This window comes from Sediminibacterium sp. FW305-C-61, from assembly GCF_058231065.1.
Window position 1 is genome coordinate 678,561 of record NZ_JBIQXR010000002.1, and the last position, 24,719, is coordinate 703,279.

The following is a 24,719-nucleotide window of genomic DNA, read 5'->3' on the forward strand; positions in this document are numbered from 1 at the left end:
GTTGATTTAAGCCAGTTTAAAGAAGCAGTTAAACCTGCCACTGTTCTAAATGGGTTAATTCGTAGCGATAAATGTACTAATTGATTACCAGTTAGAAAAAAGTCGGTTAAATATTTCATCAACCATATTTCTTACTACTTCATCTAATAATTGCGCTTCTGCTGTATTGAAAGCTAAATTGGCACTGTAATCGAAACTTCTGCTTACATCAAATTCTTCTTTCTGGTTGTCTAGTGTTTTATTGAAGATGATATGAATGGTAACTGTTAATCGGTTGGTACTGGCTTGTCTGTTGCTAACACCCACGGTTTGTGTACCGTTATAGGTAGTAATACTTCCCCCAACTATATAATGTGCATCATCAGTGGTTACCCGGGTGAGTTTGGTTTGATTGGTTATTTTTTGTTGCAGTTTATCATTCAGTTTTGGACTAAGCTGTGGGTTGATATACGATGCTTTATTGTCGATAAAGTTGAGCTTAATGGTTTTTACTTTGGGATCGATACTTGCATCGTTGAATTGGTATTGCACTTTGCAGCCTGCAAATAATACAGTCAACATTATCAGGGTAAGAAAACCATGTATATTATATGAACCGGTTGATTTTTTCATGCTTAATTATTCTTCAATATCGTATTCTTTTAGTTTCCGATAAAGGGTTCTTTCACTGATGCCTAAATCAAGCGAGGCATCTCTACGCTTACCCTTGTGTTTTTTTAATGCTTTCAGGATAAGTTCCTTTTCCTTATCCATAATGTTTAACGATTCTTCCACTTCTTCATGGTGATGAATATCTTCATCATGCAATATTACTGGCTGACCATTCGCAGGTAGTATCTGGTGCTGCGGGGCACTGTTATTCATTACCGGTTGAAGTTCGCTGTTCGATTGAAAATCCTGCAGTAATGAATCTCTGGTAAAATTAGCCGCAGAACCTGCCAGTGAAGGATTCTGCAATATTTCCAGGAACATTTTTTTCAGCTCTGTAACATCCTTCTTCATATCGAAGAACAACTTGTACAATATTTCACGTTCATTGGCAAACTCTCCAGATCCGCCGTTAGACTGTCCCGCCAAAACAGGCATTCTTGAATATTTAGCCTGATCTGGTAAGAACTGGCTAAGTGTTGCTGCAGATATCTGGGTTGTTTGACTAAGCACAGAAATTTGTTCTGCAATATTCTTTAATTCGCGGACATTACCCTGCCATGGATGGTTAATTAACAGGGTTTTTGCGTCATCATCCAACTGTACCGGGGTTGTTTTATAGCGCTCGGCAAAATCAACTACAAACTTTCTGAAAAGTAAGAGCACATCTTCTTTACGGTCGCGCAGAGAAGGTACTCGGATAGGGACGGTACTTAAACGGTAATATAAATCTTCCCTGAATCTGCCTTTTTGTGTAAACTCTAATAATTCACGGTTGGTTGCGGCAATTACCCGCACATCGGTTTTTTGCACTTTTGAAGATCCAACCCTGATGAATTCTCCTGTTTCTAGCACACGTAGTAATCGGGCTTGGGTACCCAATGGCATTTCGCCAATTTCATCGAGGAAAATGGTACCGCCACTAACCGTTTCAAAATATCCTTTGCGGCTGTCTACCGCGCCGGTAAAAGCACCCTTTTCATGTCCAAACAATTCTGAATCGATGGTACCTTCCGGAATTGCCCCACAGTTAACTGCTATAAAGGGGTTATGTTTTCTTGCGGATAAAGCATGAATAATCTGCGAAAAAACTTCCTTACCCACACCACTCTCACCCACAATAAGCACCGTAAGATCAGTAGCCGCAACCTGCACAGCAGTATTCAGCGCATGGTTTAATGCCGGCGCATTTCCTATAATCCCAAACCTGTTTTTTATACTTTGAAGATCCATAAGATTAATTTGATGATGGCTGACGGCTGATGTCTGATTTGATTTTTGGATCTCAGATCTCAGATGTCAGATTTAATGTTTCTATACTAACTCACTAATAACAATTAACACCCCACTGTCACGCTCAATTTCGATATTGGATATTGGATATTGGATATTGAATATTCTTCATTCCTTCTCTCTTTCCCCCAACAGTGTTGTTTTGGTGCAATCTGTAACCTTGACCATTACATAGCTGCCTTTGAGGTTTTCATTCGGATCAATTTTAGGGAATACGAGTACTTTATTTTGGCTCGTTCTGCCCATCCAGGCTGCATCACTTTTACGGCTATTTCCTTCTACAAGCACTTTGAATGTTTTACCCAGATCATTTAGATTGCTTTGTCTCGATAATGCTCCTTGCAGGTCTACGATTTCCTGTAAGCGTCTTTTTTTAACATCTTCTGGAATATCATCTTTGTACCTTCTTGCAGCAAGTGTTCCTGGTCTTTCGCTGTAGAAGAACATATAACTCATATCGTATCCACTATAGCGCATGATGCTTAGTGTATCCTGGTGATCCTCTTCCGTTTCAGTACAAAATCCAGCGATGATATCTGCACTGATACCACATTCAGGTAATAGTTCCCTGATGCGATCAACCTTGGACATATACCATTCACGTGTATAGGTTCTGTTCATCAATTGCAATATTCTCGTACTACCACTTTGAACAGGTAAGTGTATATACTTACAGATATTTTCATACCTGGCCATGGTTTGCAATACTTCGTCTGTAATGTCTTTCGGGTGTGACGTACTGAAACGAACCCTAAGGTCCGGACTTACCAGTGCAACTTTTTCGAGCAGGGAAGCGAAAGTTACTGTTTCATCTTTTTGCTCATCGATCCAATAATAACTATCTACATTCTGACCAAGTAAAGTAACTTCTTTATACCCTTTGCTCACCAATTCGCTTACTTCATGTAAAATTGAATTGGCATCCCGGCTTCTTTCTCTTCCTCTGGTAAAAGGTACCACACAGAAACTACACATGTTATTGCAGCCACGCATGATCGATACAAATGCACTGATGCCATTACTATCTAAACGAATCGGAGCGATGTCGCTATAAGTTTCTTCCCGACTCAATAATACATTCACGGCTTTCTGTCCGGTTTCAGCTTCTTCGATTAGTGCCGGTAGACTTCTATAAGCATCCGGACCGACTACAATATCAACCAGCTTTTCTTCTTCCAATAACTGGGCTTTTAGTCTTTCGGCCATACAACCCAACATGCCGATCAATAAACCGGGTGTTCGCTCTTTCAGCTTGCGAAATTCAGTTAAACGCTTACGAACCGTTTGCTCCGCTTTTTCGCGAATAGAACAGGTGTTTAAAAATATCAGGTTAGCGGCTTCTACATTTTTTGTAGCACCAAAACCTGCATTGTTTAGTATGGAGGCAATTACTTCACTATCCGCAAAATTCATTGCACAACCATAACTTTCTATATAGAAATATTTCGAATACCGATTGGGGTCATTTGTAAATGGACTAAATGCTTCTCCCTGGCGAGCTTCGTCGTGTACTTTTTCCCCTATATCCAATACATCCATGAATCTTAGAATTTAAGAAATGCAAAATTAACAAAATTGTCTGGTTTTTGTGCCAGTTTGACAGGTTTTCAAGCTTGAAAATTCTGTTAATCAATTAGTTTTGCAGCGTAAATGCCCAAAACACATGAAGAAATGGATCTTAGGCCTGCTTTTAATTGTAATTGTTAAGGCAGGATTAGCACAGGATATAGTTGTTAATAAGCTCAGAAGCGAAACATCCCGTACCATTAAGAAAGAAGCAGATACCAGCAGATGGACCTGGAAAAGGGGTGGATTATTAAGTGCAAATTTATCACAAGGCTCCTTGAGTAACTGGGCTGCGGGTGGTGATAATTTTTCTCTTGCGGTTAGTTCCTATTTTAATACCTATTTCTTTTTAAAGAAAGGGAGGCATTACTGGGACAATAACTTCGATATGAACCTGGGGTATGTACAAACAACAAGCTTAGGAGGACGTAAGAATGATGATCGTTTTGATTTCCTGAGCAAGTATGGTTATAAAATGGACAGTGTAGGTAAAATATTCCTCTCAAGTCTGTTTAATTTCCGTTCACAATGGTTTGATGGTTATACATTTTCTGGTGGGGTTCCTTCTTTAGCTTCTTCATTCCTTTCTCCGGCATATGTAATCCTATCTGTTGGTTTTGATTATAAGCCCAATTCCAAACTTTCTGTATTCGTATCACCGCTAACATCCAGGTGGACAATCGTAGCGAATAAAAGTCTTTCAGCATTAGGTAAATATGGTGTGCCAATTGGCAAGAATTCATTTAATGAGATAGGTACTTTTGCAACCGTAAACTATAACAATACGATTGCTAAAAACATTACCTATAAAGCAAGGCTTGATATGTTCTCCAATTACAATAACAAAGCGCAGAATATCGACTTCTTTATGACCAACCTCTTTTCATTCAAAATCAATAAATTCTTCTCTGCTACCTATAGTCTGGATTTGATTTACGACGACGACGTTCGCCTATTCGGCCCCAACAAAAACTCTCCCGGACTTCAAACAAAAAGCCTAATAGGCATAGGGTTTCTGAAACCGTTCACGGTTAAAAAAGGATAGGGGAGATTTAGGGTTGTCTGATGGTAGGTTTTTTATGGCTGATGTCTGATTTAGGAAAGCAGTAATAGGATTAAAGCTAGATTTGTTAATATACAATGTTTAGTACACAATCTACTTAATTCAACAACCCAACTCCTAACAGCTAATATCCAAATCGACATCAGCAATCAGACATCAGCGATCAAAATCTGCCATCTGAGATCTAACATCATCAAAGCCCGTTATGCCTTTACTTTCAACAGGTGCTTAATCTTATTCGCTTTGTGTGTAAGATCCTGGTAGTCTTTGTGGATGATGGTTACATGTCCCATTTTACGGCCTGGTTTGGTTTGTTGTTTTCCGTAAAGATGAACAAAGACATTGTCCATTTTTAATACTTCTTCGAGGTTTTCATAAAATGCATTTCCGCTGTATCCTTCAGCACCTAAGAGGTTTACAATTGCAGAGGGAAGTATGGCATCAGGGTTACCTAATGGGTAGCCTAACATAATGCGCCAGAGCATATCGTATTGACTCGAATAATTGGCTTCGATGGTATGATGTCCGCTGTTATGAACCCTTGGGGCTGTTTCATTAACCAATACTTCTTCTTGTTTGTCAACAAATAATTCAACTGCAAATAATCCTGGACTATTAAGGGCCTTTACCACACGAAGAGCGATGGCTTCTGCTTTCCAGAGTACTTTTTCGGGGAGTTTTGCCGGACTAACCTGGTAATCTAATAAGTTCAATACCGGATCGAATACCATTTCTGCGGGAGGGTATAAAGTAGTTTCTCCTTTTTCGTTCATGGCAACAATCATAGCGATCTCCTTTTCAATCGGTACCATTTTCTCTAGTACCGCCGGGGCATCGAAGCCTTTAGGAATATCATCTTCTGCTTTAATGATCTGTACACCTTTACCATCATAACCACCCTGACCTATTTTATGTACTGCAGGAAGCAGGTTGATATGTTGTTGAACTTCTGCCAGTGTTTGGGTTACCACAAATAGAGAAGTGGGGATGTCGTTTTGCTGGTAAAATTCTTTCTGCAGTATTTTGTTTTTTATGGTACGAATTGCAGATGGTTTAGGAAATACTTTCACACCTTCCGATTCCAGTTTTTCAAGGGCATCAACATTTACTGATTCAATTTCGATAGTCAATACATCAAGGTCTTTCCCAAACTGATAAACCGTGTCAAAATCGTTGATATTACCCTGAACAAAATGGTGGCATAAATGGGCCGCGGGACAGTTAGGATCGTTTTCCAGAACATAAGTTTCTACCGTATAATTGGCCGCGGCTTGTAATAACATGCGGCCCAGTTGGCCTCCTCCAAGTATTCCTGCTTTCATGCAGCGAAGATAAGGGGGGAACAGAGAAATAAGGAACAGAGAAATACGAAATGGCAGGCAGAATCCCCTAATTTTGTTGCATGCTTCCCGACTATCCACATAAAATCTTTGGCGACAAGCGATTCTGCTATTGCCTGCTTATGGAAGCATTGGCTATGGATGCGGCGATCTGATTGATAACCTCTGCCGTTTTATTTATTCATCCTTAAATTTTATCGAATGGGAACAAGCGCCAATACCATGGTTTCTCCTGATATTACCACAGATTTTCTGCCTTTACAGGGCACTGATTATGTAGAATTTTATGTAGGCAATGCCAAACAGGCTGCCCATTTTTATAAGACAGCATTTGGGTTTCAAAGCCTGGCTTATGCCGGCCCTGAAACTGGTGTTAAAGACAGGGCCAGTTATGCTGTGAGACAAAACAAACTCACTTTTGTATTTACAACAGCATTACGTGGCGATAACCCTATTGCAGATCATGTTTACAAGCATGGCGACGGCGTTAAAGTACTTGCCCTAAAAGTGGAAGATGCTACTGATGCCTGGCATCAAACTACCAAAAGGGGAGGGAAAAGTTATATGGAGCCACAAAAATTTACCGACAATGATGGTGAATTAGTTATGAGTGGTATTCATACCTATGGAGATACCGTGCACCTTTTCATCGAAAGGAAAAATTACACAGGTGCATTTTTACCTGGCTATAAAGCATGGAATAGTCATTATAATCCAACCCCAACAGGACTCCTATATGTTGACCATTGTGTAGGCAATGTCGGATGGAACCAGATGAATCCATGGGTGAAATTTTATGAAGATGTAATGGGTTTTAAAAATATCCTCAGTTTTGATGATAATGATATCTCTACCGAATACTCTGCACTGATGAGTAAGGTAATGAGTAATGGAAATGGATTTGTTAAGTTTCCGATCAATGAGCCGGCCGAGGGAAAGAAAAAATCGCAGGTAGAAGAATACCTGGATTTCTATAATGGAGAAGGTTGCCAGCACGTAGCCCTTGCAACAAATGATATTGTTCAAACAGTAACAGAACTCCAGGACAGGGGTGTTGAATTCCTGAAAGTTCCCACTACTTATTATGATGATCTTTTGGACAGGGTAGGACATATCGACGAAGACCTTGCTCCGCTGAGAGATTTAGGGATTCTGGTAGACAGGGATGATGAAGGTTATCTGTTACAGATATTCACGAAACCCGTTGAGGACCGTCCAACCTTATTCTTCGAAATAATACAGCGCAAGGGCGCCAAAAGTTTCGGCAAGGGCAATTTCAAAGCCCTTTTTGAAGCCATCGAAAGAGAGCAGGAAAGCCGCGGCAATTTGTAGCGCCGCTGGCGCTAGACCATAGTCGATAGCCCATAGACCATAGTATTTTAATACATTGTTTTCCTATGGACTATTGTCTATGGTCCCGCCAGCGGCCAGGCTCGCAAACAATAATCTTCGCCAAACTTCGTTTCTTTAACACGATATTGAAACCAGCGTATCAATCGTTTTATTATTTTGCAGCTATGCGGCGATCCCTGCTCCTTATTATTTTCAGTTTTATAGCCAGTTTTGTGTTGGCCCAAAATGGCTTTATTGATTACCAGCGAGTTTTTCCCAGGGTTGCCGGTGCGATAAAGACCAAGGAAGATACCCTCAAAAAACAGTTTGCTGCGGCTAAATTGCAATGGCCGGCAAAAGATATCTATGTACGTAGTTTCAAATATGATAGTCAACTGGAAGTATGGGTAAGAAATACTTCAGCAGAACCGTATAAGTTGTTCAAAACCTACAAGATATGTGCTTTATCGGGGACGCTTGGACCTAAACGAATTGAGGGTGATTACCAGGTTCCGGAAGGGTTTTATTATATTAATCAGTTCAACCCCAAAAGCATGTATCATCTTTCCCTTGGGTTGAATTATCCGAATGCATCAGACCTTTTACTAAGTGATTCTATTAAGCCGGGCAGCGATATTTTTATCCATGGAAGTTGTGTAACTGTTGGTTGTATACCTATACAGAACGACCAGATCGAGGAACTCTATGTGCTCGCATCGCATGCACGTAATCAGGGACAGGATTTTATCCCCGTACATATTTATCCTGTTCGTTTCAGCAATAACAGGAGCCAGGAATACCTCTCCAGAAATAGCAAAGAAGACAGCGACTACCAAAAATTCTCCACACGTTTAAAAGAAGTGTACGACTTCTTCGAAGAACACAAAAAACTCCCATTGATTTCGGTGAACAAAAAAGGGGAATACGTGATTCTTTGATGGCTGATGGCTGATCGCTGATGTCGGATTTTTGATCTTAGATTTTTGATCTTTGATTTGAAATAATGAATTTGCCCTATGAAAAATAAATCCTAGATCAGAGATCCTAGATCAAAGATCAATTTTTTGGGCTGAGTTTTTGCCTCACAACATGATACAGTTGCATGGCGTCGGGGGTTAGTTTGAAATAGAATACTCCTCCGATCATGATACTGGAGAACACAATACCATTGAGGATAATGGATATCCAACCATTTAATGTTCCAAAAGCAAAATAACATACGCCATATGCTGCCACACTAAGTAATATGGCATAAACCGTTTTTGCATTGAATGGTTGCATATTGAATTTTCGCCGGAGGAATTCGTACCGAATGAAATTATAGGTGGCATAAGCAATCAGTTCTGCAATAGCAGACCCAAGTATGCCATAATTTTTAATTAGGTAATAAGTAAGTGGTAAGCGCAATCCGATAAGTACCACACCGCTAATAAAATCAAATCGCCACGAGGTAGAGGTATTAATTACCATAGCATTTAACCCAGTACCTGCATCAATAATACGAACCATGCTTAGAATAAATAAAACGGTCATGCCATCTAAATATTCGTTTTGTATATTCAATACACTAATTCCTTCCCTGACATTAAGCCAGATATTGCCAAATAAAAACAAGGCCATCAGCAATAAATTAATACAGGAGCGTGAGTATATACGGTTAACTTCTGCGTGATTCTTATCCTTCCAGGCCCTGGCAAGAAAACTGGATGATACCGCCTGAATACTTCTTTGAGGTACTTGTAAAACATTGGCTCCAAACTGTGCAAATACAAAGATGCCAACTGCTGTAAGGTCATAAAATTTAGCAATGATAAAGGTATCGATGGTTGCAGCAAGAGAAGCGATTAATGTTCCACCATAAACAAGAGCCTGCATTGCCAACATTTTTTTCCAGAACTTACGAGTTACCTTACTGAGGGAAATCGTAAAGGGGAATTTCCCGCTACGGATCATGTATACCAGCAGGAAAAGAAAAACAGCCAGGTATTGAAAAGCAAATAGTTTAATAAATAAATTGAAATCAATAACCTTGAAATAAAAACAACCAATTAGTACGCTGGTTATAATGCGTAAAACAGTTTCTTTTAAAAAATTAGAAACAACAGATAATTGTAATGCCCAGCAAAATCCTTCAATGATCGAAAAAAACAGGAGCCCAATAGCGAAAGGAAACATCCAGTAATAATAATGAACAATTAACGAAGATTTTTTCAAGTATTGTTCTACAAAATAAGGTTGAAGGGCATAACCGCTGATCAGTACAATTAAAAAGCCAATAAAGGAGGCTACCATAGCCCAGCTCATCAGGTCAATCTTCTGAAAAGGCAGGTTGTCTTTATAATAAGGATAGAATTTATAAATAACAGGAATAATACCCATTGCACCAAAGGCCGTCATATTTTGTGCGAAATCGAAAAATATTCTTGTAAGACCGAACTCCTCTGGCGTAAATGATCCGTCTTTGGTATATAAATACTGATTAATAAAACCAATCAAAAAGCCAATATAAATTAGCACACTAGAAATAATTGTTTGTTTCCTGATACTTCCCATGCCTGGTTAATAATTTATAGTGGCTTTTGCATTGATCGGTTAAAAATAGGATATTCGGGGCAGGATGAAAGCAATCAATAATACAATAACTTTTTTTTATATACTTATCGGTGCTTACCTGGTAATAGGTACGGGTTGCAACACGAAACTTCAGTCAGACAAAAAAGTCTTTTATTACAATGAAACAACCGGAATTGCTACCCTTGATCCTGCATTTGCTAAGAACCAGTCTATCATGTGGGCCATTCACCAGGTCTACAATACATTGGTTGAAATAGACAGCAACCTAAATATTGTTCCATCACTTGCTAAAAGCTGGGATATAAGTCAAGACCGCAAGACCTACACTTTCCACCTCCGTACAGATGTTTATTTCCATGATAGCAATATATTTCCTGGTGGGAAAGGGAGAAAAATGAGTGCCGGCGATATTGCATTTAGCCTGGGAAGAATAATAGATAAAAATACTGCCAGCAGTGGGGCATGGATTTTTAATAACAGGATAGATAACGATCAACCATTTACGGTAATAGACGATTCGACTTTTCAGTTAAAATTACTTCGGCCTTTTCACCCCATTATGGGTATTTTAAGTATGCAATATTGCTCCATAGTTCCCAAAGAAGCGGTGGATAAATATGGCAAAGATTTCAGGAGAAACCCTTGTGGTACCGGACCATTTAAATTTGTATCATGGGATGAAGGTGAGGCCCTGGTATTTCATAAAAACGAACAATACTGGGAACGCGACGAAGAAGGCAAAACCTTGCCTTACCTGGATGCAATACAGATAAGTTTCTTCGATAATAAAGCAACGGAGTTCCTGCAATTCAGGCAGGGCAGACTTAGTTTTATCAATGATATTGATGCTTCTTTTAAAGATGAATTATTAACTAAAAAAGGATTGTTGCGGAAGGAGTGGGAGGGTAAGCTATTACTTAATAAAGCCGCCTACCTCAACACGGAATATTTTGGCATATTGGTAGATGACCAAAATCCACTGGTGAAAAATTCTCCGGTTAAATTAAAGCTGGTAAGACAAGCCATGAACTATGCAATCAACCGTCAACAATTGATGATGTATATGCGTAATTCAATTGGTATTGCTGCTGAGTCTGGCTTTGTTCCGGGTGGATTACCTTCAAAAAATATAGACTCGGTAAAAGGCTATCATTATAGTCCTGAGACTGCCCGTAAGTTGCTTAAGCAGGCTGGTTTTACAGATAACAGGAAGTTGCCAGAGATAAAACTACTCACCATTCCCATATATGTCGATATCGCCAGTTTTGTGGCCAAACAAATGGAGGAAGTGGGTATTCCGGTTCAGGTAGAAGTAATTCAAAAAAGCCTGCTCCTTGAACAAACCGCTAAGTCGCAAGCCATGTTTTTTCGTGGCAGTTGGATAGCTGATTATCCTGATGCGGAAAATTATATGGCGATGTTTTACAGCAAGAACCCGGCTCCACCAAATTATACAAGGTATAAGAATCCGGAATTCGATAAGCTATATGAGCAGTCATTACTCGAAACCAATGACTCCCTTCGCTATGCACTTTATCGCAAAATGGATCAGATGGTCATTAATGATGCACCCGTAATCCCAATCTGGTATGACATGGCAATCCATTTCGTTCAACCCAATATAAGCGGATTTCATGCCAATGCATTAAACCTGCTGGAACTAAGAAAAGTAAAAATTCAATAAGCGGGCAATAGAACGCAGATTTATCATGATAATCATGATAATAGATCATGATAAATCTGTGTTCTATCTAAGCAGCCAAATAAGATTAGTAGCGATTATTTTATAGGAGTCTGCTTTAATGACGTCAAAACTCCCTCTATGGATAATTTTCTCTTTTTGGCAGATTTCAAGCCTTGATTCGCATTACTCACTATAATTTATTGACAATTCACAATTCACAAATGACATCTCACCCTTTTTTCTTCAATTTATCCTTAAACACTTTTTCAAATTTCTCCAGTTTAGGTCTGATTACAAACCTGCAGTAACCCTGATTAGGGTTATCGTTGTAATAGTTCTGGTGATAGTTTTCTGCGGGATAGAAATTTTTAAAGGGCTCGACTGTGGTGACGATCGGTGCATCCCAGGCGCCGCTTTTGTCGAGCAGGGCCTTATATTTCTCTGCTTTTTCTTTTTGAGATGCATTGTGGTAGTACACTACACTCCTGTATTGCGGGCCTATATCATTGCCTTGCTGGTTTGGAGTAGTAGGATCGTGTGTTTTCCAGAATACTTCCAGTAATTCATCATAACTGATTTTTTTAGGATCGAAAATAATCCTTGCCAACTCCACATGTCCGGTATTTTTATCACAAACCTGTTCGTAGGTAGGGTTTTCAACAAATCCTCCTCCATAACCGCTGATTACTTCCAATACACCGTCAAGACGTTGAAAAAAAGCCTCTGTGCACCAAAAACATCCTTCTCCGAAAGTTGCAGTATCTGTTTCGATGCCTGCATAGTTAATCTTAGTGTTCATCTTATTTGATTTTGTTGCGGGTTGCTGGGCGCAGGATACCAGGCTAAACCCCAGTACCAGTAAACTCATGACCATTCGCATATTTCCTGTTTTAATAAAATTACGTAATTGGTAGTATAACAGATTAGACTATATATATGTTCTGTACTTACAAAAAAGCTGTTAAAACTCATGTTGTTAATTTTTTAGGGAGGGGGCAGAATTCAAAAATCAAAAGTCAAAATTCAAAAATCCCTAAGGAGGCCAACCTCTAAAAATCAAAAAATCAAAGATCAAAGATCAAAATTTCCCCCCTTACCTTTGCGCCTGAAATAACCATTATGCGCTTATACCCGGAAACAGCCTTGGTACAACTGGAATTCGACAAAGTACGTGCTTTGCTGGAAGGGTATTGTAAAACAGTATATGCCAAAGAAAAGGCTGCCCAATTGCGCATACATACCCGAAAAGAATACATAGAGCTGGAATTGAAGCAAAGTTTCGAGTTTAAGTCCATTCTTCAGCAGGCACAATATTTCCCCAACGATTTTGCACAACCACTACAGAAAGAAATAAAGCTTTTAGGTATGCAGGGAGCATTAATTACCGGAGAGCAGTGGTTACAAATTCGAAAACTGGCTGAAAACACCGCCAATATTTTTCGTTGGTTCGATCCCGAAAAAAGAATGGCCTTCCCGGCAATGGCAAAAGTGATAGAAGGGGTTTATTATGAAAAAGCAATTATTGCACTGATCGATGAAGTAATAGATGAACAGGGAAATGTAAAAGATAATGCTTCTGATGACTTACATAAAATCCGTATGAGTCTTTACCGGAAGCGTAATGAATTGAGGCGTGTGTTTGAGAAAGTGATCAGTAAACTCGCCAAATCGGGTTATACGGCTGATATCGACGAAAGTTTCAGTAATGGAAGAAGGGTAGTAGCTGTGTTTTCAGAACATAAGCGACAGGTAAAAGGTATTCTGCATGGAGAGAGTGATAGTCGCAAGACAGCATTTATTGAGCCGGAAGAAACCATTGACCTCAATAACCAGGTATTCTCGCTTGAAAACGAAGAAGCAAAAGAGGTTCAGCGAATACTTCGCCAACTTACATCACGCATATCTGCTTATGCTTCATTACTAGCACAGTACCTGATGATTGCCGGAGAATATGATTTTATCAGGGCAAAAGCAAAACTGGCCATTGACATGAATGGTCAATTACCTGAGTTATCAGATAAAGCACATATACACTTAATCAATGCCTATCATCCATTATTGTATTTGTATAATAAAACAAGTGGTAAAGCAACCATTCCGGTAACCCTTACCCTGGATGATAAAAACAGGATATTGGTGATCAGTGGCCCGAATGCGGGGGGTAAAACGGTTACGATGAAAACCATTGGACTAAACCAGCTATTACTCCAAAGTGGTTTACTGGTGCCCGTTAGTCCCGATTCGCAGATGGGTATTTTCAAGCAATTGTTTATTCATATTGGGGATACACAAAATTTAGAGTTTGAACTGAGTACTTATAGCAGCCATTTACTACACATGAAATATTTCATTGAGTCTGCGAATGGTAAAACCATGTTTTTTATTGATGAATTAGGTAGCGGAAGTGATCCCAACCTGGGTGGTGCTTTTGCAGAAGTGATTATGGAAGAATTGGCCAGGAGACATTCATTTGGGGTTGTTACCACACACTACCTTAACCTGAAAGTGATGGCTAACAGAACACAGGGTATCATCAATGGGGCCATGCAGTTTGATGAAGTGAACCTTCAACCAATGTATAAACTCATTGTAGGCAAGCCGGGCAGTTCATACACTTTTGCCATTGCTGAGCGAATTGGCTTACCTCAGCACCTCATCAACAGGGCAAGAAAATTGGTGGATGAGGATCATTTTAAACTGGATCGTTTATTAAACCGTACAGAGCAAGACCTGCAGCAATTAGAGCAGGAGAAAAAGCAATTACACAAACTCCTGCGTGAAAATGACCGGTTGAAAAAGGAGATGGAGACGGTAATGGACAAAGAAAGGCATCGTCAACAGGTAGAATTACTGAAAAACCAGAATCGTATTACCGAGGAGCGTTTGGCGTACCTGAAAGACATGGAACGTAAGTTGAAGCAAATTGTGCTCGACTGGAAAAAAGCTGAAAACAAGCAAGATGTAATCAAAAACCTGCAAAACCTGCTCTTTAAACAAAAAGAAGCAATTGTAGTAAACAAACTTGCTAAAAAAGTAGACCAGAAATACAAAGAATTGAACCAGCTTATTGCAGTAGGCTCAATGGTTAAACTGAAAAAGAATTACCAGGTAGGCGAGGTAAAAGAGATCAGGGGCAAAAGAGCCATTGTGCAGGTAGGCCAACTCCCCATCAACGTAGACTTAGCTGATCTTGTGGTAGTGGAGAAAGTAGTGAATAGTGAGTAGTGAATGGTCAATGGTGAATTGTCAATAGAAAATTGCAAGTAATGCTCTCTATTGACAATTCACCATTGACCATTCACATCAAAACTATCCTTTCTTATAAACCGCCTTAGTATCAAAATCTCCCTGAGGAGTAGACAGGTGGTTGCTGAGGGTTAATGTTTTTCCATCGGCGCTGATTTCCCATTTTTCGTTGCCTTTCATTTCAAAGCTGTTTCCCTGAAATTCCATTTTGAGGTCAAAGTCTATTTTAAAACTTTGTTCACCATCCCAGGAAAGGGTACCGGTCTTCTTACTGTTCATCATACCTGCATTTTCTACGGGTTTTCCTACTGTATAGTTTTCGGTAATTTCCCCAGCGCTACCATCGAATGCGGTAACAGAGCGCACCATTTTAAATGCATCAGTTGATTGTTCAATGACAATTTTAGACGCAGCAGATCTTGCACCAAATTGTCCCAGTTCACTGGCACTCTCATCGAGGTTCCAGGTGCCAGAGAAATTAGCTGCTTTGTATGAAAAAGAGAAAAGTACAGACAGGCTTAAAAATGCGCCTGCGAGTAGAAATAGTTTACGGGTCATGGTTGTTAGTTTAGGTCTTAAATATAGTTAATTTATCATGTAAAATTCAAGTCGCTGTTTTAATTTGGATGAGCGGATGAGGCCAGGCCACCTGGTATAACTCCTTGTTAATCTGTTTATTTTGATAATCTTTTGAATATTTTTTGGTAGAAATTTTTCAACCCTTACTTTTGCCGCGGAGAGATGGCAGAGCGGTCGAATGCGGCGGTCTTGAAAACCGTTGACTGTCAAAGGTCCGGGGGTTCGAATCCCTCTCTCTCCGCCTTCACCCACCGAAGCCTTGGCGCAGGTGGGTTCTTTTTTTTTTATACATGCTCAATTGCTGGTGGGTTTCGGCGGACAAGTCCATTCCCTCGACCACCGAAGCCTTGGCGCAGGTGGTTTTTCTACCCGCCCAATTCCCTTGTGGGTTTCGGCGGGCAAGTCCATTCACTTGACCACCGGAGATTCTGCTAAGGTGGAAGAAGGTGGAGTTTCACCCACCAAAGCCTCTGCATAGGTGGAGTTGCACCCACCAAAGCTTCAGCTTAGGTAATATTTCGGCTTGCCCACCGAAGCTTCAGCGTAGGTGGGGAGGTGGGGAAATCAGGTATAAATACGTATTGTCAACTTCTTTTTTAAAAGAAATCTTTGCTTTAAAAAATGCAATACGTATACATACTCTTATGCAACAATGGACATACCTACGTTGGATGTACGAAAGATCTGAGGGCTAGAATTAATCAGCATAATGAAGGAAGCGTAACGTCCACAAAGTCTTATTTACCTGTAAAACTGCTATTTTATTGTGCTTTTCCTGATAAAATAAAGGCTTTCAATTTTGAGAAGTATTTGAAATCAGGATCGGGAAGAGCATTTATGAATAAGCGTCTTTATTAATCGGTTGGTTTAGCTTCAGGGCATCTTTTTTGAAAAGGAATATTTGTAGTCAACTTGTCGGCTTTTAAATCTTCTTTACCCGATTCGGTTATTTTGACTAATTTTTCCATCAATAAGTCATTTTTTTAATTATTATGATGGAATTTGCCGTCTTTTTAATATCTTTGTATTGTTGAGATAAGCCAACATTATCTAATATTAATGCCTTTAATGATGGAAAATAACAACACGAATTGGTATTCTTTCAGTGATCCTGCTATACTGGTTCAATTGGGCAGTTTTGTGCAACAAACACGTTTGCAACAGAATAGAACACAGCAGGAAGTAGCAAAAACTGCAGGCATCAACCGTTCAACACTTGTTCAGATTGAAGGAGGAGGGGGCGGAACCTTGTTGTCATTCATTCAGGTATTAAGGGCTTTACAACAATTACAGTTGCTGCAAAATTTCGAAGTAAAACCAGTAATAAGTCCCTTACAACTGGCGAAAATGGATCAGCAAAAAAGAAAAAGAGCCGGTAGAAAAAATACTGAATCAGATTCACAACAAAAATCAGATTGGTAATGATCACCACAGCTTTTATACATATCTGGAACAAGCGGGTTGGAGCCATTGCCTGGGACGATAAAACAGGTATTGCCTCTTTCGAATATGAACCTTCATTTCTGAATCAGCAATGGAACTTATCGCCAATAAAAATGCCCATAGCAAATGCCTCTGGCAGGATATTTTCATTTCCGGAACTGAGAGACAGTATTACTTTCAAAGGATTACCCGGATTGTTGGCAGATGTCTTACCCGATAAATACGGTAATAGTCTAATCAACGCATGGCTTTCTAAAAATGGACGGCCAGCAAATAGTATGAACCCCGTAGAGCTTCTTTGCTTTATTGGGAAAAGGGGAATGGGTGCATTGGAATTTGAACCTGGACTTTATACCGCCAATAAAACTGCTACAAAAATTGAATTGGATGGACTGGTAAATATGGCACAGGAAATTTTATCGGGCAGGCAGGAATTCAATACCAAACTAAGTGCGGATGAAGCGAAGGCTTTGACAGATATCTTAAAAATTGGCTCTTCAGCAGGGGGAGCAAGGGCAAAAGCAGTTGTGGCATTTAATCCGGATACCGGTGAAATAAGGTCTGGTCAGGCAGATGTGCCCAATGGATTTAGTCACTGGCTACTAAAATTTGATGGTGTAACTGATCAACAACTAGGTTCATCTTCCGGATATGGAAGGGTAGAAATGGCCTATTACCTGATGGCCAAAGAAGCAGGTATTGAAATGATGGAATGCCGATTACTCGAAGAAAATAATCGGGCGCATTTCATGACCAAACGCTTCGATCGTTTACCCGGTAATGAAAAATTACACGTACAAAGTTTTTGCGCAATGGCCCATTATGATTTTAATGAAATTACTTCATTCAGTTACGAACAGCTATTCGAAACCATGCGCAGTCTTTTACTCCCCTATACAGATGCTGAACAACTATTCAGAAGAATGGTTTTTAATGTGATGGCAAAAAACTGCGATGACCATACCAAAAACTTCTCCTTTGTAATGGATAAAAACGGTAGCTGGAAACTTGCACCTGCATTTGACCTTTGCCATGCTTACCGTCCCGATAGTTCATGGGTAAGTCAACATTCACTCAGTATAAATGGCAAACGACTAAATATTACAAGAGACGATCTGCTGGCTGTGGCCAAAAATATGAATATCAAAAAAGCGGCCTCTATCATTGATCAGGTAAAGGAGGTTATAAGCAGGTGGAACGATTTTGCTTCAAGTACTTCCGTAAATACCGAATTAAGAGAAGCAATCGGAAAAACCTTGTTATTATTATAAATAACTGCTTAAGTTAACTTTTCTGAATTAATACATGCCTTTATTTCAAACCATATTACATTATTTTTTGCATTTCGGATTACCGGTAATTATTTCATGGATTTTTTTCAGAGAATATTGGAAAAGAGCAACACTGATCTTATGGTTAACCATGCTCATTGATCTCGATCATCTGCTCGCCACTCCTTTATTTGATGCCTGCAGATGTAGTATTAATTTCCATCCGCTACATAGTTACCCGGCTATTGCTGTGTATGTAATTTTGCTATTTGTTCCCAAATGCCGAATTATTGCCATCGGACTTCTTATCCATATACTCACCGATCAACTCGATTGTCTGATCAATTTATATACCTGCCAATAAATAAATACAGCTATTTCCTGTAGAACTATTTGTTTTCGGATTTATACATGCCATTGCTGAATAAGGGTTTCAGCTATCATCCTGATTATTGATTCTGATCTTGTTACCATTAATATAAAAACTACATGTCTGCGTTGGGATATGCATTTACTTACGGCAAATAATTAAATAATATGTTCGTAAATCGATTGGCAGGTATGCTTGTTTATACATTGGTTGTAGTTGCAATTGGCTTTGCACAGGATACTAAGAAAATAATCACAGGTGTTGTAATCGTTGCTGATGGAACCAAAGCAGATGGTGCAAATGTTTTTTTATACCGCTCAAAGGATTCATTGCTCGTTAAAACCAGTATTACAGATGCCTCAGGAGCTTTTGTGCTAACCAATATTAATATCGGAAATTATTTTCTCCAGGTAAAATACAATGGCTATGAAGAACTGATAATAAATCCGGTAAATATTGATGACTCAAAACCTGCATTTAACCTTCCGCAAATAAGCTTGGGAAAACCAGTTGCAAATCAACTGAAAGAAGTTGTAGTAAGTAGCCGCAAAAGTTTTGTTGAACGAAAATCCGACAGGGTAGTAGTTAATCCGGATGCACTCATCAGTAATGCAGGAACAACAGCATTAGAAGTACTGGAGAAAGCACCTGCCGTTCAAATTGATGCCGATGGCAATATCAGCTTGCGAGGTCGACCAGGTGTTTTAGTTTTTATCGATGATAAACCTACTTATATGTCTCAGCAAGACCTTACAGCTTACCTTCGATCCCTGCCTTCTGGCGACATTGAAAGTATTGAAATCATGACTAACCCACCCGCCCGTTATGATGCTTCGGGAAACAGTGGTGTAATAAATATCCGGCTAAAGAAATCTAAAATAAGCGGATTCAACGGTGCGGTTAATCTTGGTTATGGACAAGGTACCTATGCGAGAAGTAATAATAGTTTCAGTTTAAACTATCGGATCAATAAACTTAATTTCTTTACTAACCTGAGTAGTGCTATTAATAATACGTATCAGGATCTTACTTTAAAAAGACAATATTTCTCTCCATCAGGCATCCTTCAATCGGCATTTACACAACGTTCTTTCATAAAAAGAATGCCACGTGGATTTAATTATAAAGCCGGAGTGGATTATTATGCCAATAAAAACCTAACCATGGGTATTGTTATTACCGGTGTGTCTAACAGAAATAAAGAAGATATAAAGAATGATGCAGTTATCAGTAATGGTAATGGTGACCTTATTAATACAGTTTCTGCTTATGCTCCCCGCAACAGGTCGTTCAATAATATAGGAACCAATCTTAACCTAGCATATAAGCTGGATGGAAAATCAAAATTACTCACCGTGAATGCGGATTATCTTAAGTATCGTTCAGATCAGGACAATAGCCTGTTAAATATTGTATACAATCCTGATCAGACCATCGCAGGAAGAACCAATCTGATATCTGATTTACCCGCTTCCATTGAAATAACTACTGCTCAGGCTGATTATTCACAACCCTTGTTTAAAGGAACGCTTGAAGCTGGAGCAAAAACGAGTATCATCAGAACCAATAACAATGCCCTCTTTTATGATGAACAAGCGGGTGGCGGCTTTTCTTTGAATACAGAGTTTTCGAATAATTTTAAATACGAAGAAAATATCAATGCTGCATATCTGACCTATAGTATCGATAAAAAAAGGTTTAGCAGCAAAGTTGGACTTCGATATGAAAATACAGAGATCAGGGGCCTTCAATATGGTACTCCGGGTAAACCAGATTCTTCCTTCAAACGTACATTCAATAATCTTTTCCCGACCTTTTATTTATCCTATAAGATCGATACAGCCGAAAATCATTTGCTCAATATTAATTTTGGAAGGAGGATCAACAGGCCAAATTATCAGGATATGAATCCGTTTACCTACCCCTTAGACAGGTACACTTTATATGGCGGTAACCCGTTCCTCAAGCCTACATTTTCCTACAACACAGAATTGAGTTATACTTATAAAAGAAATTATACCTTTTCGTTACAATATAGTTTTGTCAATGACCTGATTATGGAAACTATTGAACAGAAAAATGGTATTTTTTACAGCAGGCCCGGCAATTTCGGTAAACAGGTTTCTTTCAGTGCATCGCTAAGTGGCATGGTACCGATTACTAAATGGTGGAAACTTCAAATGTATACTGAGCTAACTAAAAATAAATTTACCGCAACACTCTATCAGCAAAATTTGTTGAACGAAGGAACTTATGTTTATGTAGGGCCGGTGAATATTTTTCAAATCAATTCATTATGGTCGGCTGAACTGGGAGGTAATTATCAATCCAGTGTGTATGTTGGACAGTTTGTTACTATACCAGTAGGTTCAGTAAGAGCTGCGGTTGCTAAAAAGATTTTAAAGCAAAAAGGAACAGTACGCTTTAGTGTGAATGATTTTCTTTATACCAATCAGCCTGGCGGAAACATCAAAGGAATTCAAAATTCCACTGCAAACTGGAAAAGCTATTTAGATTCAAGGGTATTTACACTTTCCTTCTCTTACCGATTTAATAAAGGTAAAAGTCTTGCTCAGCGTAACACAGGATCTTCCGATGCTGAAAGAGGCAGGGTTGGTGGATAGGGAAGGTTTATGGTTTTAAGCCATTGATGTCCGGGGAAAATTGGCTTCAAGCTTCAAGCTGCAAGCTACAAGCCTTGATGCGTGCTTATTTTAGGATTTCTGCTTTTTATTGGAATTATTGGGGACTTAGGAATTAAATAATCTAAAGTCTCTGATGCTTAAAGGAATATTTGGTTGAGGTGAATGCATTTGTTGCTAATAATTGAACACAGATCTTCATGATTTTCAAGATTTATCATGATATATCTTGAAAATCATGAAGATCTGTGTTCAATCATACGCACGCCTACAACTCGTATTACAAATTTCCCAGGACAGCAATACGTCCTAATGCTAGGTAACAAAAAGTGTCATTTCCTCGCTATCATGTTCTGCGATGTAGAAGATAAAAGGATCTTTTTGAATAAAAGACAATTCCCCAGCCTCATCCATTTCACGAAGTGCGAGGTGCAGGAATAGCCGTGATTGGTATTGGTAAAAATTCATTAACTGACTTCCGAGGTTTAGCAAGTCGCCATCTAAATCTGTCCGCTCAATCAATTCACTGCAATCAGGCCATACTGGTGAAAAATCCGGGCCCTTTGCAAATGCATCGTAATGATCGGGCGGTAATTCATGGTTCAGGTACCTTGGCTCAAGTATAATGGGGTAGGAGAAAATATCTTTGAAGAAGTTTATGCCGGAATCATAATGAAAGTACCAATCGTAAGAAAATGAAACAGCGCCAGATTTTTTAAACTGTTGTCTTGCTGCTTCCTCCGAAAAGCATTCCCTAAGTTCCTGTTTTAAGTAATGTACTGCTTGCTTAATATCTACTTGATGAGCATCCATAAATGCTGCAAATTCATTTTGGGCACCGATATCATTGGCTTTCTCAGACAGAATGGACTCAATATCTTCCGAATCTGAAAATATAACACGGCCATCATGGTGCATTTTTAATAACTCGGCATACTGAAGAAATACGGGTCTGGTCAGTTGTTCCTGAATGGACAGAACCTGCTCTTCTAGTTTTTCGTAAATCAGCCTGTTTAATGATGCTTTTGCCATGTGCTGTATATTAGACACCCCAAAATCTCAAAACGCTGTTTCCTATTTAAGTGGAAGGAATACCTCGGCCATCATACACCTTGCGCTTCCTCCTCCATTGGTTTCAATAGTCTTAATGCCTGAATGTAGAATAGGATTAAATGCTTCTATGGCTTTGATCTGGGTTTCTGTAAGACTGTTATAAGCCTGGCTAGACATTACAAGGTATTTATTGCCGGAATTATTTTGAACCTGTAACATATTACCTGCAAATTGATTCATCTGAGAAAAACTGATTGGAATAATCGTTTTGCCCGAATTCAATAAAGCATCCTTCACCATATTTTGTTTGGCTATATCTGGTATAGCTTCCAAACAGATAACGGCATATTGGTCTGCCACACACATCATCACATTGGTATGATAAATAGGCAAACCATTATTATCAACAGCAATAAAATCAATAACTTTATAACCTGCTTTTTCTGCCCAGTTATTTAAAACAGTAATAGCTGTTCTTGGTGATAAACAGGCATAGGCTATTTTATTGACCCGATCCAGCACCATACTTCCAGTACCTTCCAGGAACAAATGACTATGTTCAAAACTGGTAAGGTCAATGGTTTGTTTTAAAATGAATTTTTGCTTAATGGCTTCTATTACTGCCGGCTTTCTTTCCAGGCGACGATTCTCAGCAAACATGGGGTAAAGAAACACCGTGCCATCATCATGAAAGGAAATCCAGTTATTAGGAAATACAGAATCAGGTGTATGTGGCTCTGGGCTATCCTGTACAACCGTTACATCAATACCGGCATTGGAAAGTACAGTAACAAACTGATCAAATTCCATTGCAGCTTTTTCAGCTATAGAATCATCAGGTGAATATTGCTGAAAACTATTATTAACCGCCGTCTCCGCATTAAAATCGAATCGAACGGGTTTTATCATGAGCAGGTGTGATGTTGTTTGCATAGGGGATCGGTTTATTGGTGAGCAAGGTGTGAATGGTGAATGGTGAATGGTGAATTTTTACCTATTGACCATTCACCATTCACAATTCACATCCCTATCCCTCCTCGCTTCTCCAAAGCGGCATACTCATACAGTGAAATCCTCCGCGTGCACGGGAGAGTTCGGCTGATGGCATTAATATCAGTGTATCAGTAATTGATTCCGGACTCACCGTGCCAGCTTCCAGTTGGTTTAATAAATCTTTTACATGTACAATCGTAAATCCTGCTTTGCGAAAAGCTTCTGTGGTTTTGTCGTTTCTGTCGTAGCCTAATACAACACCCTCTTTCAACGCAAGCAGGTTACAGGAATCTGTCCATTGTTCCCTTGCATTATAGGGGAATTCATTATTACCCGAGAAGATAAAACGCACTTCGTTTTCACAATGCAAATCATTTACGCTGATATCTACCAGTAAATCTTCCAGGCTATCGAAAATGGTGGGGTTATCTGGACATTTCTTATGAAATTGGGTAATCTTTATTTTCTCTTCTTTCTTTACCTGTAATATTCTTTCAATGGTATTATCGTCTTCATGTTTCACTGCCTTACGTGAAAAATTACCCAACATCACCCATACATCTTTTTTAACCTGTGTAAAAACAGTATCAATATGCATGTAATCACGCTTTTTAGGAATGCGTATGATGGAGACTTTTTCCATTAAATTTTTTTCAAACACCAGGTTGGTAATCAATGCTGCGGCTTCTGCAGATGTTCGTTCACTGATACCTACCAATAAATGCTTTGGACTAACCACCATTATATCACCGCCCTCAAGGGTTGTTTTTCGATCATCTTCTTCTTCCTCGGGCATAAGAAAGCCCTGGTTCGAATCGTTTAGTTCAATGATATTCTTCTGCCAGGCTGCAAACATAGGGTGATGGAAAAAGATGTATTTGGATAGAAGGGCTTCCCTGGTTCTTGCTTTTTTTGCAGGCTTATTCAATAGCACATGATCTTTGATGGTAATGCCGATATCACGTGTAAAAATAAAATTGGGAATAGGGGCAAAAAGCAATTTTTTATCGATCGAAGTACCAGAGATAAAAGTTTTGGAAAGCTCCACTGCTGAATATTCAAATAGCTTTTGCTGTACTTCAAAAGTACATCCTTCAAGTGCAGCTACGGATGCTATTAATTGAGAGCGGATATTTTTATCTTCCAATATTTCTGCCAGCAGACATTGTAATTCAACTACTTTATCTGACTTATGAAAAGAAGGTGAATCCGGTTTGAAAAAATTTCTGTCATCCTGATCCACTTCTTTAAGTCTTCCCTTTATTTTTCCCGGATCAAGAAAATACAAAAGCAGCTTTGTATAATAATCGTATTCGTCTTTGCGAATGGTATCAAGGTGAACGATATCTTCAAATAACCAGTCCTGCGCCTTTGAAGGCACTACTTTTCCTAAACCACTATCAGGACTATGTACCAATAAACGTTTTAACGTACCTATTTCTGAGGTAACAAACAATGTATGTTCCATGTAAGAACGGAATTAAATGAATAAAGTAATGCTAACGGGGAAAGGGAAAATATTTCGACCTCAGTGGTCGGGCATTGAATTAAGACCACGATACATCCAGGCAAAATGTGCGGTAAGTAATGATATGGTCGAGCAATGATGCATCTATAGTATA

General features: G+C 39.2%; 20 protein-coding genes and 1 tRNA gene. 11 read left to right on the forward strand and 10 right to left on the reverse strand.

Going from position 1 to position 24,719, the window contains the following annotated elements:
* Window positions 1-84: 84 nt before the first annotated feature.
* From ACH30E_RS08230 to miaB, 3 genes are all read right to left on the reverse strand, one after another.
* Complete coding sequence (locus ACH30E_RS08230) at window positions 85-612, reverse strand: LptE family protein (protein WP_490824406.1); 528 nt, start codon at window positions 610-612, stop codon at window positions 85-87.
* 6 nt (window positions 613-618) lie between these two features.
* Window positions 619-1,881 (reverse strand): sigma-54 interaction domain-containing protein, encoded by a 1,263-nt coding sequence (locus tag ACH30E_RS08235; RefSeq protein ID WP_490824407.1) that lies wholly within the window; start codon window positions 1,879-1,881, stop codon window positions 619-621.
* Between the two features lie 168 nt (window positions 1,882-2,049).
* Entirely contained in the window at window positions 2,050-3,480 is a 1,431-nt protein-coding gene (gene miaB / locus ACH30E_RS08240; protein ID WP_490824408.1) for a tRNA (N6-isopentenyl adenosine(37)-C2)-methylthiotransferase MiaB, read from the reverse strand.
* A gap of 124 nt (window positions 3,481-3,604) precedes the next feature.
* On the opposite strand from miaB, the gene ACH30E_RS08245 reads away from it, so the two are divergent.
* A complete protein-coding gene (locus ACH30E_RS08245; protein ID WP_490824409.1) occupies window positions 3,605-4,552 on the forward strand; it encodes a DUF3078 domain-containing protein in 948 nt (315 codons plus the stop codon).
* 221 nt (window positions 4,553-4,773) lie between these two features.
* On the opposite strand, the gene ACH30E_RS08250 is transcribed toward ACH30E_RS08245, so the two are convergent.
* Window positions 4,774-5,892 carry a 5-(carboxyamino)imidazole ribonucleotide synthase gene (locus ACH30E_RS08250; RefSeq protein ID WP_490824410.1) on the reverse strand — a complete coding sequence of 373 codons (1,119 nt, stop codon included), beginning with the start codon at window positions 5,890-5,892 and terminating at the stop codon, window positions 4,774-4,776.
* Window positions 5,893-6,111: 219 nt separating this feature from the next.
* Between ACH30E_RS08250 and hppD the strand changes: the two genes are divergently transcribed.
* Both hppD and ACH30E_RS08260 read left to right on the forward strand, forming a co-directional pair.
* Window positions 6,112-7,242 (forward strand): 4-hydroxyphenylpyruvate dioxygenase, encoded by a 1,131-nt coding sequence (hppD, locus tag ACH30E_RS08255; RefSeq protein WP_490824411.1) that lies wholly within the window; start codon window positions 6,112-6,114, stop codon window positions 7,240-7,242.
* A gap of 185 nt (window positions 7,243-7,427) precedes the next feature.
* Window positions 7,428-8,180, forward strand: coding sequence for a L,D-transpeptidase family protein (locus ACH30E_RS08260; RefSeq protein ID WP_294993167.1), 753 nt, complete (start codon window positions 7,428-7,430; stop codon window positions 8,178-8,180).
* Window positions 8,181-8,298: 118 nt separating this feature from the next.
* Here the strand turns inward: ACH30E_RS08260 and ACH30E_RS08265 are convergent, their stop codons facing one another.
* Window positions 8,299-9,795, reverse strand: a complete 1,497-nt coding sequence (locus ACH30E_RS08265; RefSeq protein ID WP_490824412.1) for a lipopolysaccharide biosynthesis protein — start codon at window positions 9,793-9,795, stop codon at window positions 8,299-8,301.
* A 64-nt stretch (window positions 9,796-9,859) separates the two neighbouring features.
* Between ACH30E_RS08265 and ACH30E_RS08270 the strand changes: the two genes are divergently transcribed.
* Window positions 9,860-11,500, forward strand: coding sequence for an ABC transporter substrate-binding protein (locus tag ACH30E_RS08270; protein ID WP_490824413.1), 1,641 nt, complete (start codon window positions 9,860-9,862; stop codon window positions 11,498-11,500).
* A gap of 229 nt (window positions 11,501-11,729) precedes the next feature.
* Here ACH30E_RS08270 and msrA read toward each other — a convergent pair whose 3' ends face one another.
* Window positions 11,730-12,380: a peptide-methionine (S)-S-oxide reductase MsrA gene (gene msrA, locus ACH30E_RS08275; protein ID WP_490824414.1), complete on the reverse strand. Its 651-nt coding sequence runs from the start codon at window positions 12,378-12,380 to the stop codon at window positions 11,730-11,732.
* A 239-nt stretch (window positions 12,381-12,619) separates the two neighbouring features.
* Here msrA and ACH30E_RS08280 point away from each other — a divergent pair, with 239 nt between their 5' ends.
* Entirely contained in the window at window positions 12,620-14,725 is a 2,106-nt protein-coding gene (locus ACH30E_RS08280) for an endonuclease MutS2 (protein WP_490824415.1), read from the forward strand.
* An 84-nt stretch (window positions 14,726-14,809) separates the two neighbouring features.
* Here ACH30E_RS08280 and ACH30E_RS08285 read toward each other — a convergent pair whose 3' ends face one another.
* Complete coding sequence (locus tag ACH30E_RS08285; RefSeq protein WP_294993152.1) at window positions 14,810-15,304, reverse strand: lipocalin/fatty acid-binding family protein; 495 nt, start codon at window positions 15,302-15,304, stop codon at window positions 14,810-14,812.
* A 177-nt stretch (window positions 15,305-15,481) separates the two neighbouring features.
* Here ACH30E_RS08285 and ACH30E_RS08290 point away from each other — a divergent pair.
* The 6 genes from ACH30E_RS08290 (at window position 15,482) to ACH30E_RS08315 (ending at window position 21,033) form a co-directional block, all read left to right on the forward strand.
* A tRNA-Ser gene (locus ACH30E_RS08290) sits at window positions 15,482-15,566 on the forward strand.
* Window positions 15,567-15,946: 380 nt separating this feature from the next.
* Window positions 15,947-16,183, forward strand: a complete 237-nt coding sequence (locus ACH30E_RS08295; protein WP_490824416.1) for a GIY-YIG nuclease family protein — start codon at window positions 15,947-15,949, stop codon at window positions 16,181-16,183.
* 210 nt (window positions 16,184-16,393) lie between these two features.
* Window positions 16,394-16,747, forward strand: a complete 354-nt coding sequence (locus tag ACH30E_RS08300) for a helix-turn-helix domain-containing protein (RefSeq protein ID WP_490838980.1) — start codon at window positions 16,394-16,396, stop codon at window positions 16,745-16,747.
* On the forward strand, window positions 16,747-18,039 hold the full coding sequence (locus ACH30E_RS08305) for a type II toxin-antitoxin system HipA family toxin (protein ID WP_490824417.1): 1,293 nt from the start codon (window positions 16,747-16,749) through the stop codon (window positions 18,037-18,039). Before ACH30E_RS08300 ends, ACH30E_RS08305 begins: the two co-directional genes overlap by 1 nt.
* Window positions 18,040-18,073: 34 nt before the next feature.
* Window positions 18,074-18,403 carry a DUF6122 family protein gene (locus tag ACH30E_RS08310; protein WP_490824418.1) on the forward strand — a complete coding sequence of 110 codons (330 nt, stop codon included), beginning with the start codon at window positions 18,074-18,076 and terminating at the stop codon, window positions 18,401-18,403.
* A gap of 173 nt (window positions 18,404-18,576) precedes the next feature.
* Window positions 18,577-21,033: a TonB-dependent receptor domain-containing protein gene (locus ACH30E_RS08315; RefSeq protein WP_490824419.1), complete on the forward strand. Its 2,457-nt coding sequence runs from the start codon at window positions 18,577-18,579 to the stop codon at window positions 21,031-21,033.
* A gap of 333 nt (window positions 21,034-21,366) precedes the next feature.
* Here the strand turns inward: ACH30E_RS08315 and ACH30E_RS08320 are convergent, their stop codons facing one another.
* The 3 genes from ACH30E_RS08320 to ACH30E_RS08330 all read right to left on the reverse strand — a co-directional run bounded on the left by ACH30E_RS08320 (window position 21,367) and on the right by ACH30E_RS08330 (window position 24,565).
* Window positions 21,367-22,083: a hypothetical protein gene (locus tag ACH30E_RS08320; protein ID WP_490824420.1), complete on the reverse strand. Its 717-nt coding sequence runs from the start codon at window positions 22,081-22,083 to the stop codon at window positions 21,367-21,369.
* Window positions 22,084-22,125: 42 nt separating this feature from the next.
* Window positions 22,126-23,037 carry a citrulline utilization hydrolase CtlX gene (gene ctlX / locus ACH30E_RS08325; protein ID WP_490824421.1) on the reverse strand — a complete coding sequence of 304 codons (912 nt, stop codon included), beginning with the start codon at window positions 23,035-23,037 and terminating at the stop codon, window positions 22,126-22,128.
* Between the two features lie 94 nt (window positions 23,038-23,131).
* Window positions 23,132-24,565: an arginine deiminase family protein gene (locus ACH30E_RS08330; RefSeq protein WP_490824422.1), complete on the reverse strand. Its 1,434-nt coding sequence runs from the start codon at window positions 24,563-24,565 to the stop codon at window positions 23,132-23,134.
* Between the last annotated feature and the right edge of the window lie 154 nt (window positions 24,566-24,719).

Excerpts from the sequence above, each read along its gene's own strand:
- ACH30E_RS08280 (WP_490824415.1), top strand. The coding sequence starts at position 12,620 with ATGCGCTTATACCCGGAAACAGCCTTGGTACAACTGGAATTCGACAAA.
- miaB (WP_490824408.1), bottom strand. The coding sequence starts at position 3,480 with ATGGATGTATTGGATATAGGGGAAAAAGTACACGACGAAGCTCGCCAG.
- ACH30E_RS08230 (WP_490824406.1), bottom strand. The coding sequence starts at position 612 with ATGAAAAAATCAACCGGTTCATATAATATACATGGTTTTCTTACCCTG.
- ACH30E_RS08310 (WP_490824418.1), top strand. The coding sequence starts at position 18,074 with ATGCCTTTATTTCAAACCATATTACATTATTTTTTGCATTTCGGATTA.
- ACH30E_RS08320 (WP_490824420.1), bottom strand. The coding sequence starts at position 22,083 with ATGGCAAAAGCATCATTAAACAGGCTGATTTACGAAAAACTAGAAGAG.
- ACH30E_RS08295 (WP_490824416.1), top strand. The coding sequence starts at position 15,947 with ATGCAATACGTATACATACTCTTATGCAACAATGGACATACCTACGTT.
- ACH30E_RS08245 (WP_490824409.1), top strand. The coding sequence starts at position 3,605 with ATGAAGAAATGGATCTTAGGCCTGCTTTTAATTGTAATTGTTAAGGCA.
- ACH30E_RS08330 (WP_490824422.1), bottom strand. The coding sequence starts at position 24,565 with ATGGAACATACATTGTTTGTTACCTCAGAAATAGGTACGTTAAAACGT.
- ACH30E_RS08250 (WP_490824410.1), bottom strand. The coding sequence starts at position 5,892 with ATGAAAGCAGGAATACTTGGAGGAGGCCAACTGGGCCGCATGTTATTA.
- msrA (WP_490824414.1), bottom strand. The coding sequence starts at position 12,380 with ATGCGAATGGTCATGAGTTTACTGGTACTGGGGTTTAGCCTGGTATCC.
- ACH30E_RS08235 (WP_490824407.1), bottom strand. The coding sequence starts at position 1,881 with ATGGATCTTCAAAGTATAAAAAACAGGTTTGGGATTATAGGAAATGCG.
- hppD (WP_490824411.1), top strand. The coding sequence starts at position 6,112 with ATGGGAACAAGCGCCAATACCATGGTTTCTCCTGATATTACCACAGAT.
- ACH30E_RS08265 (WP_490824412.1), bottom strand. The coding sequence starts at position 9,795 with ATGGGAAGTATCAGGAAACAAACAATTATTTCTAGTGTGCTAATTTAT.
- ACH30E_RS08270 (WP_490824413.1), top strand. The coding sequence starts at position 9,860 with ATGAAAGCAATCAATAATACAATAACTTTTTTTTATATACTTATCGGT.
- ctlX (WP_490824421.1), bottom strand. The coding sequence starts at position 23,037 with ATGCAAACAACATCACACCTGCTCATGATAAAACCCGTTCGATTCGAT.
- ACH30E_RS08305 (WP_490824417.1), top strand. The coding sequence starts at position 16,747 with ATGATCACCACAGCTTTTATACATATCTGGAACAAGCGGGTTGGAGCC.
- ACH30E_RS08260 (WP_294993167.1), top strand. The coding sequence starts at position 7,428 with ATGCGGCGATCCCTGCTCCTTATTATTTTCAGTTTTATAGCCAGTTTT.
- ACH30E_RS08300 (WP_490838980.1), top strand. The coding sequence starts at position 16,394 with ATGATGGAAAATAACAACACGAATTGGTATTCTTTCAGTGATCCTGCT.
- ACH30E_RS08285 (WP_294993152.1), bottom strand. The coding sequence starts at position 15,304 with ATGACCCGTAAACTATTTCTACTCGCAGGCGCATTTTTAAGCCTGTCT.
- ACH30E_RS08315 (WP_490824419.1), top strand. The coding sequence starts at position 18,577 with ATGTTCGTAAATCGATTGGCAGGTATGCTTGTTTATACATTGGTTGTA.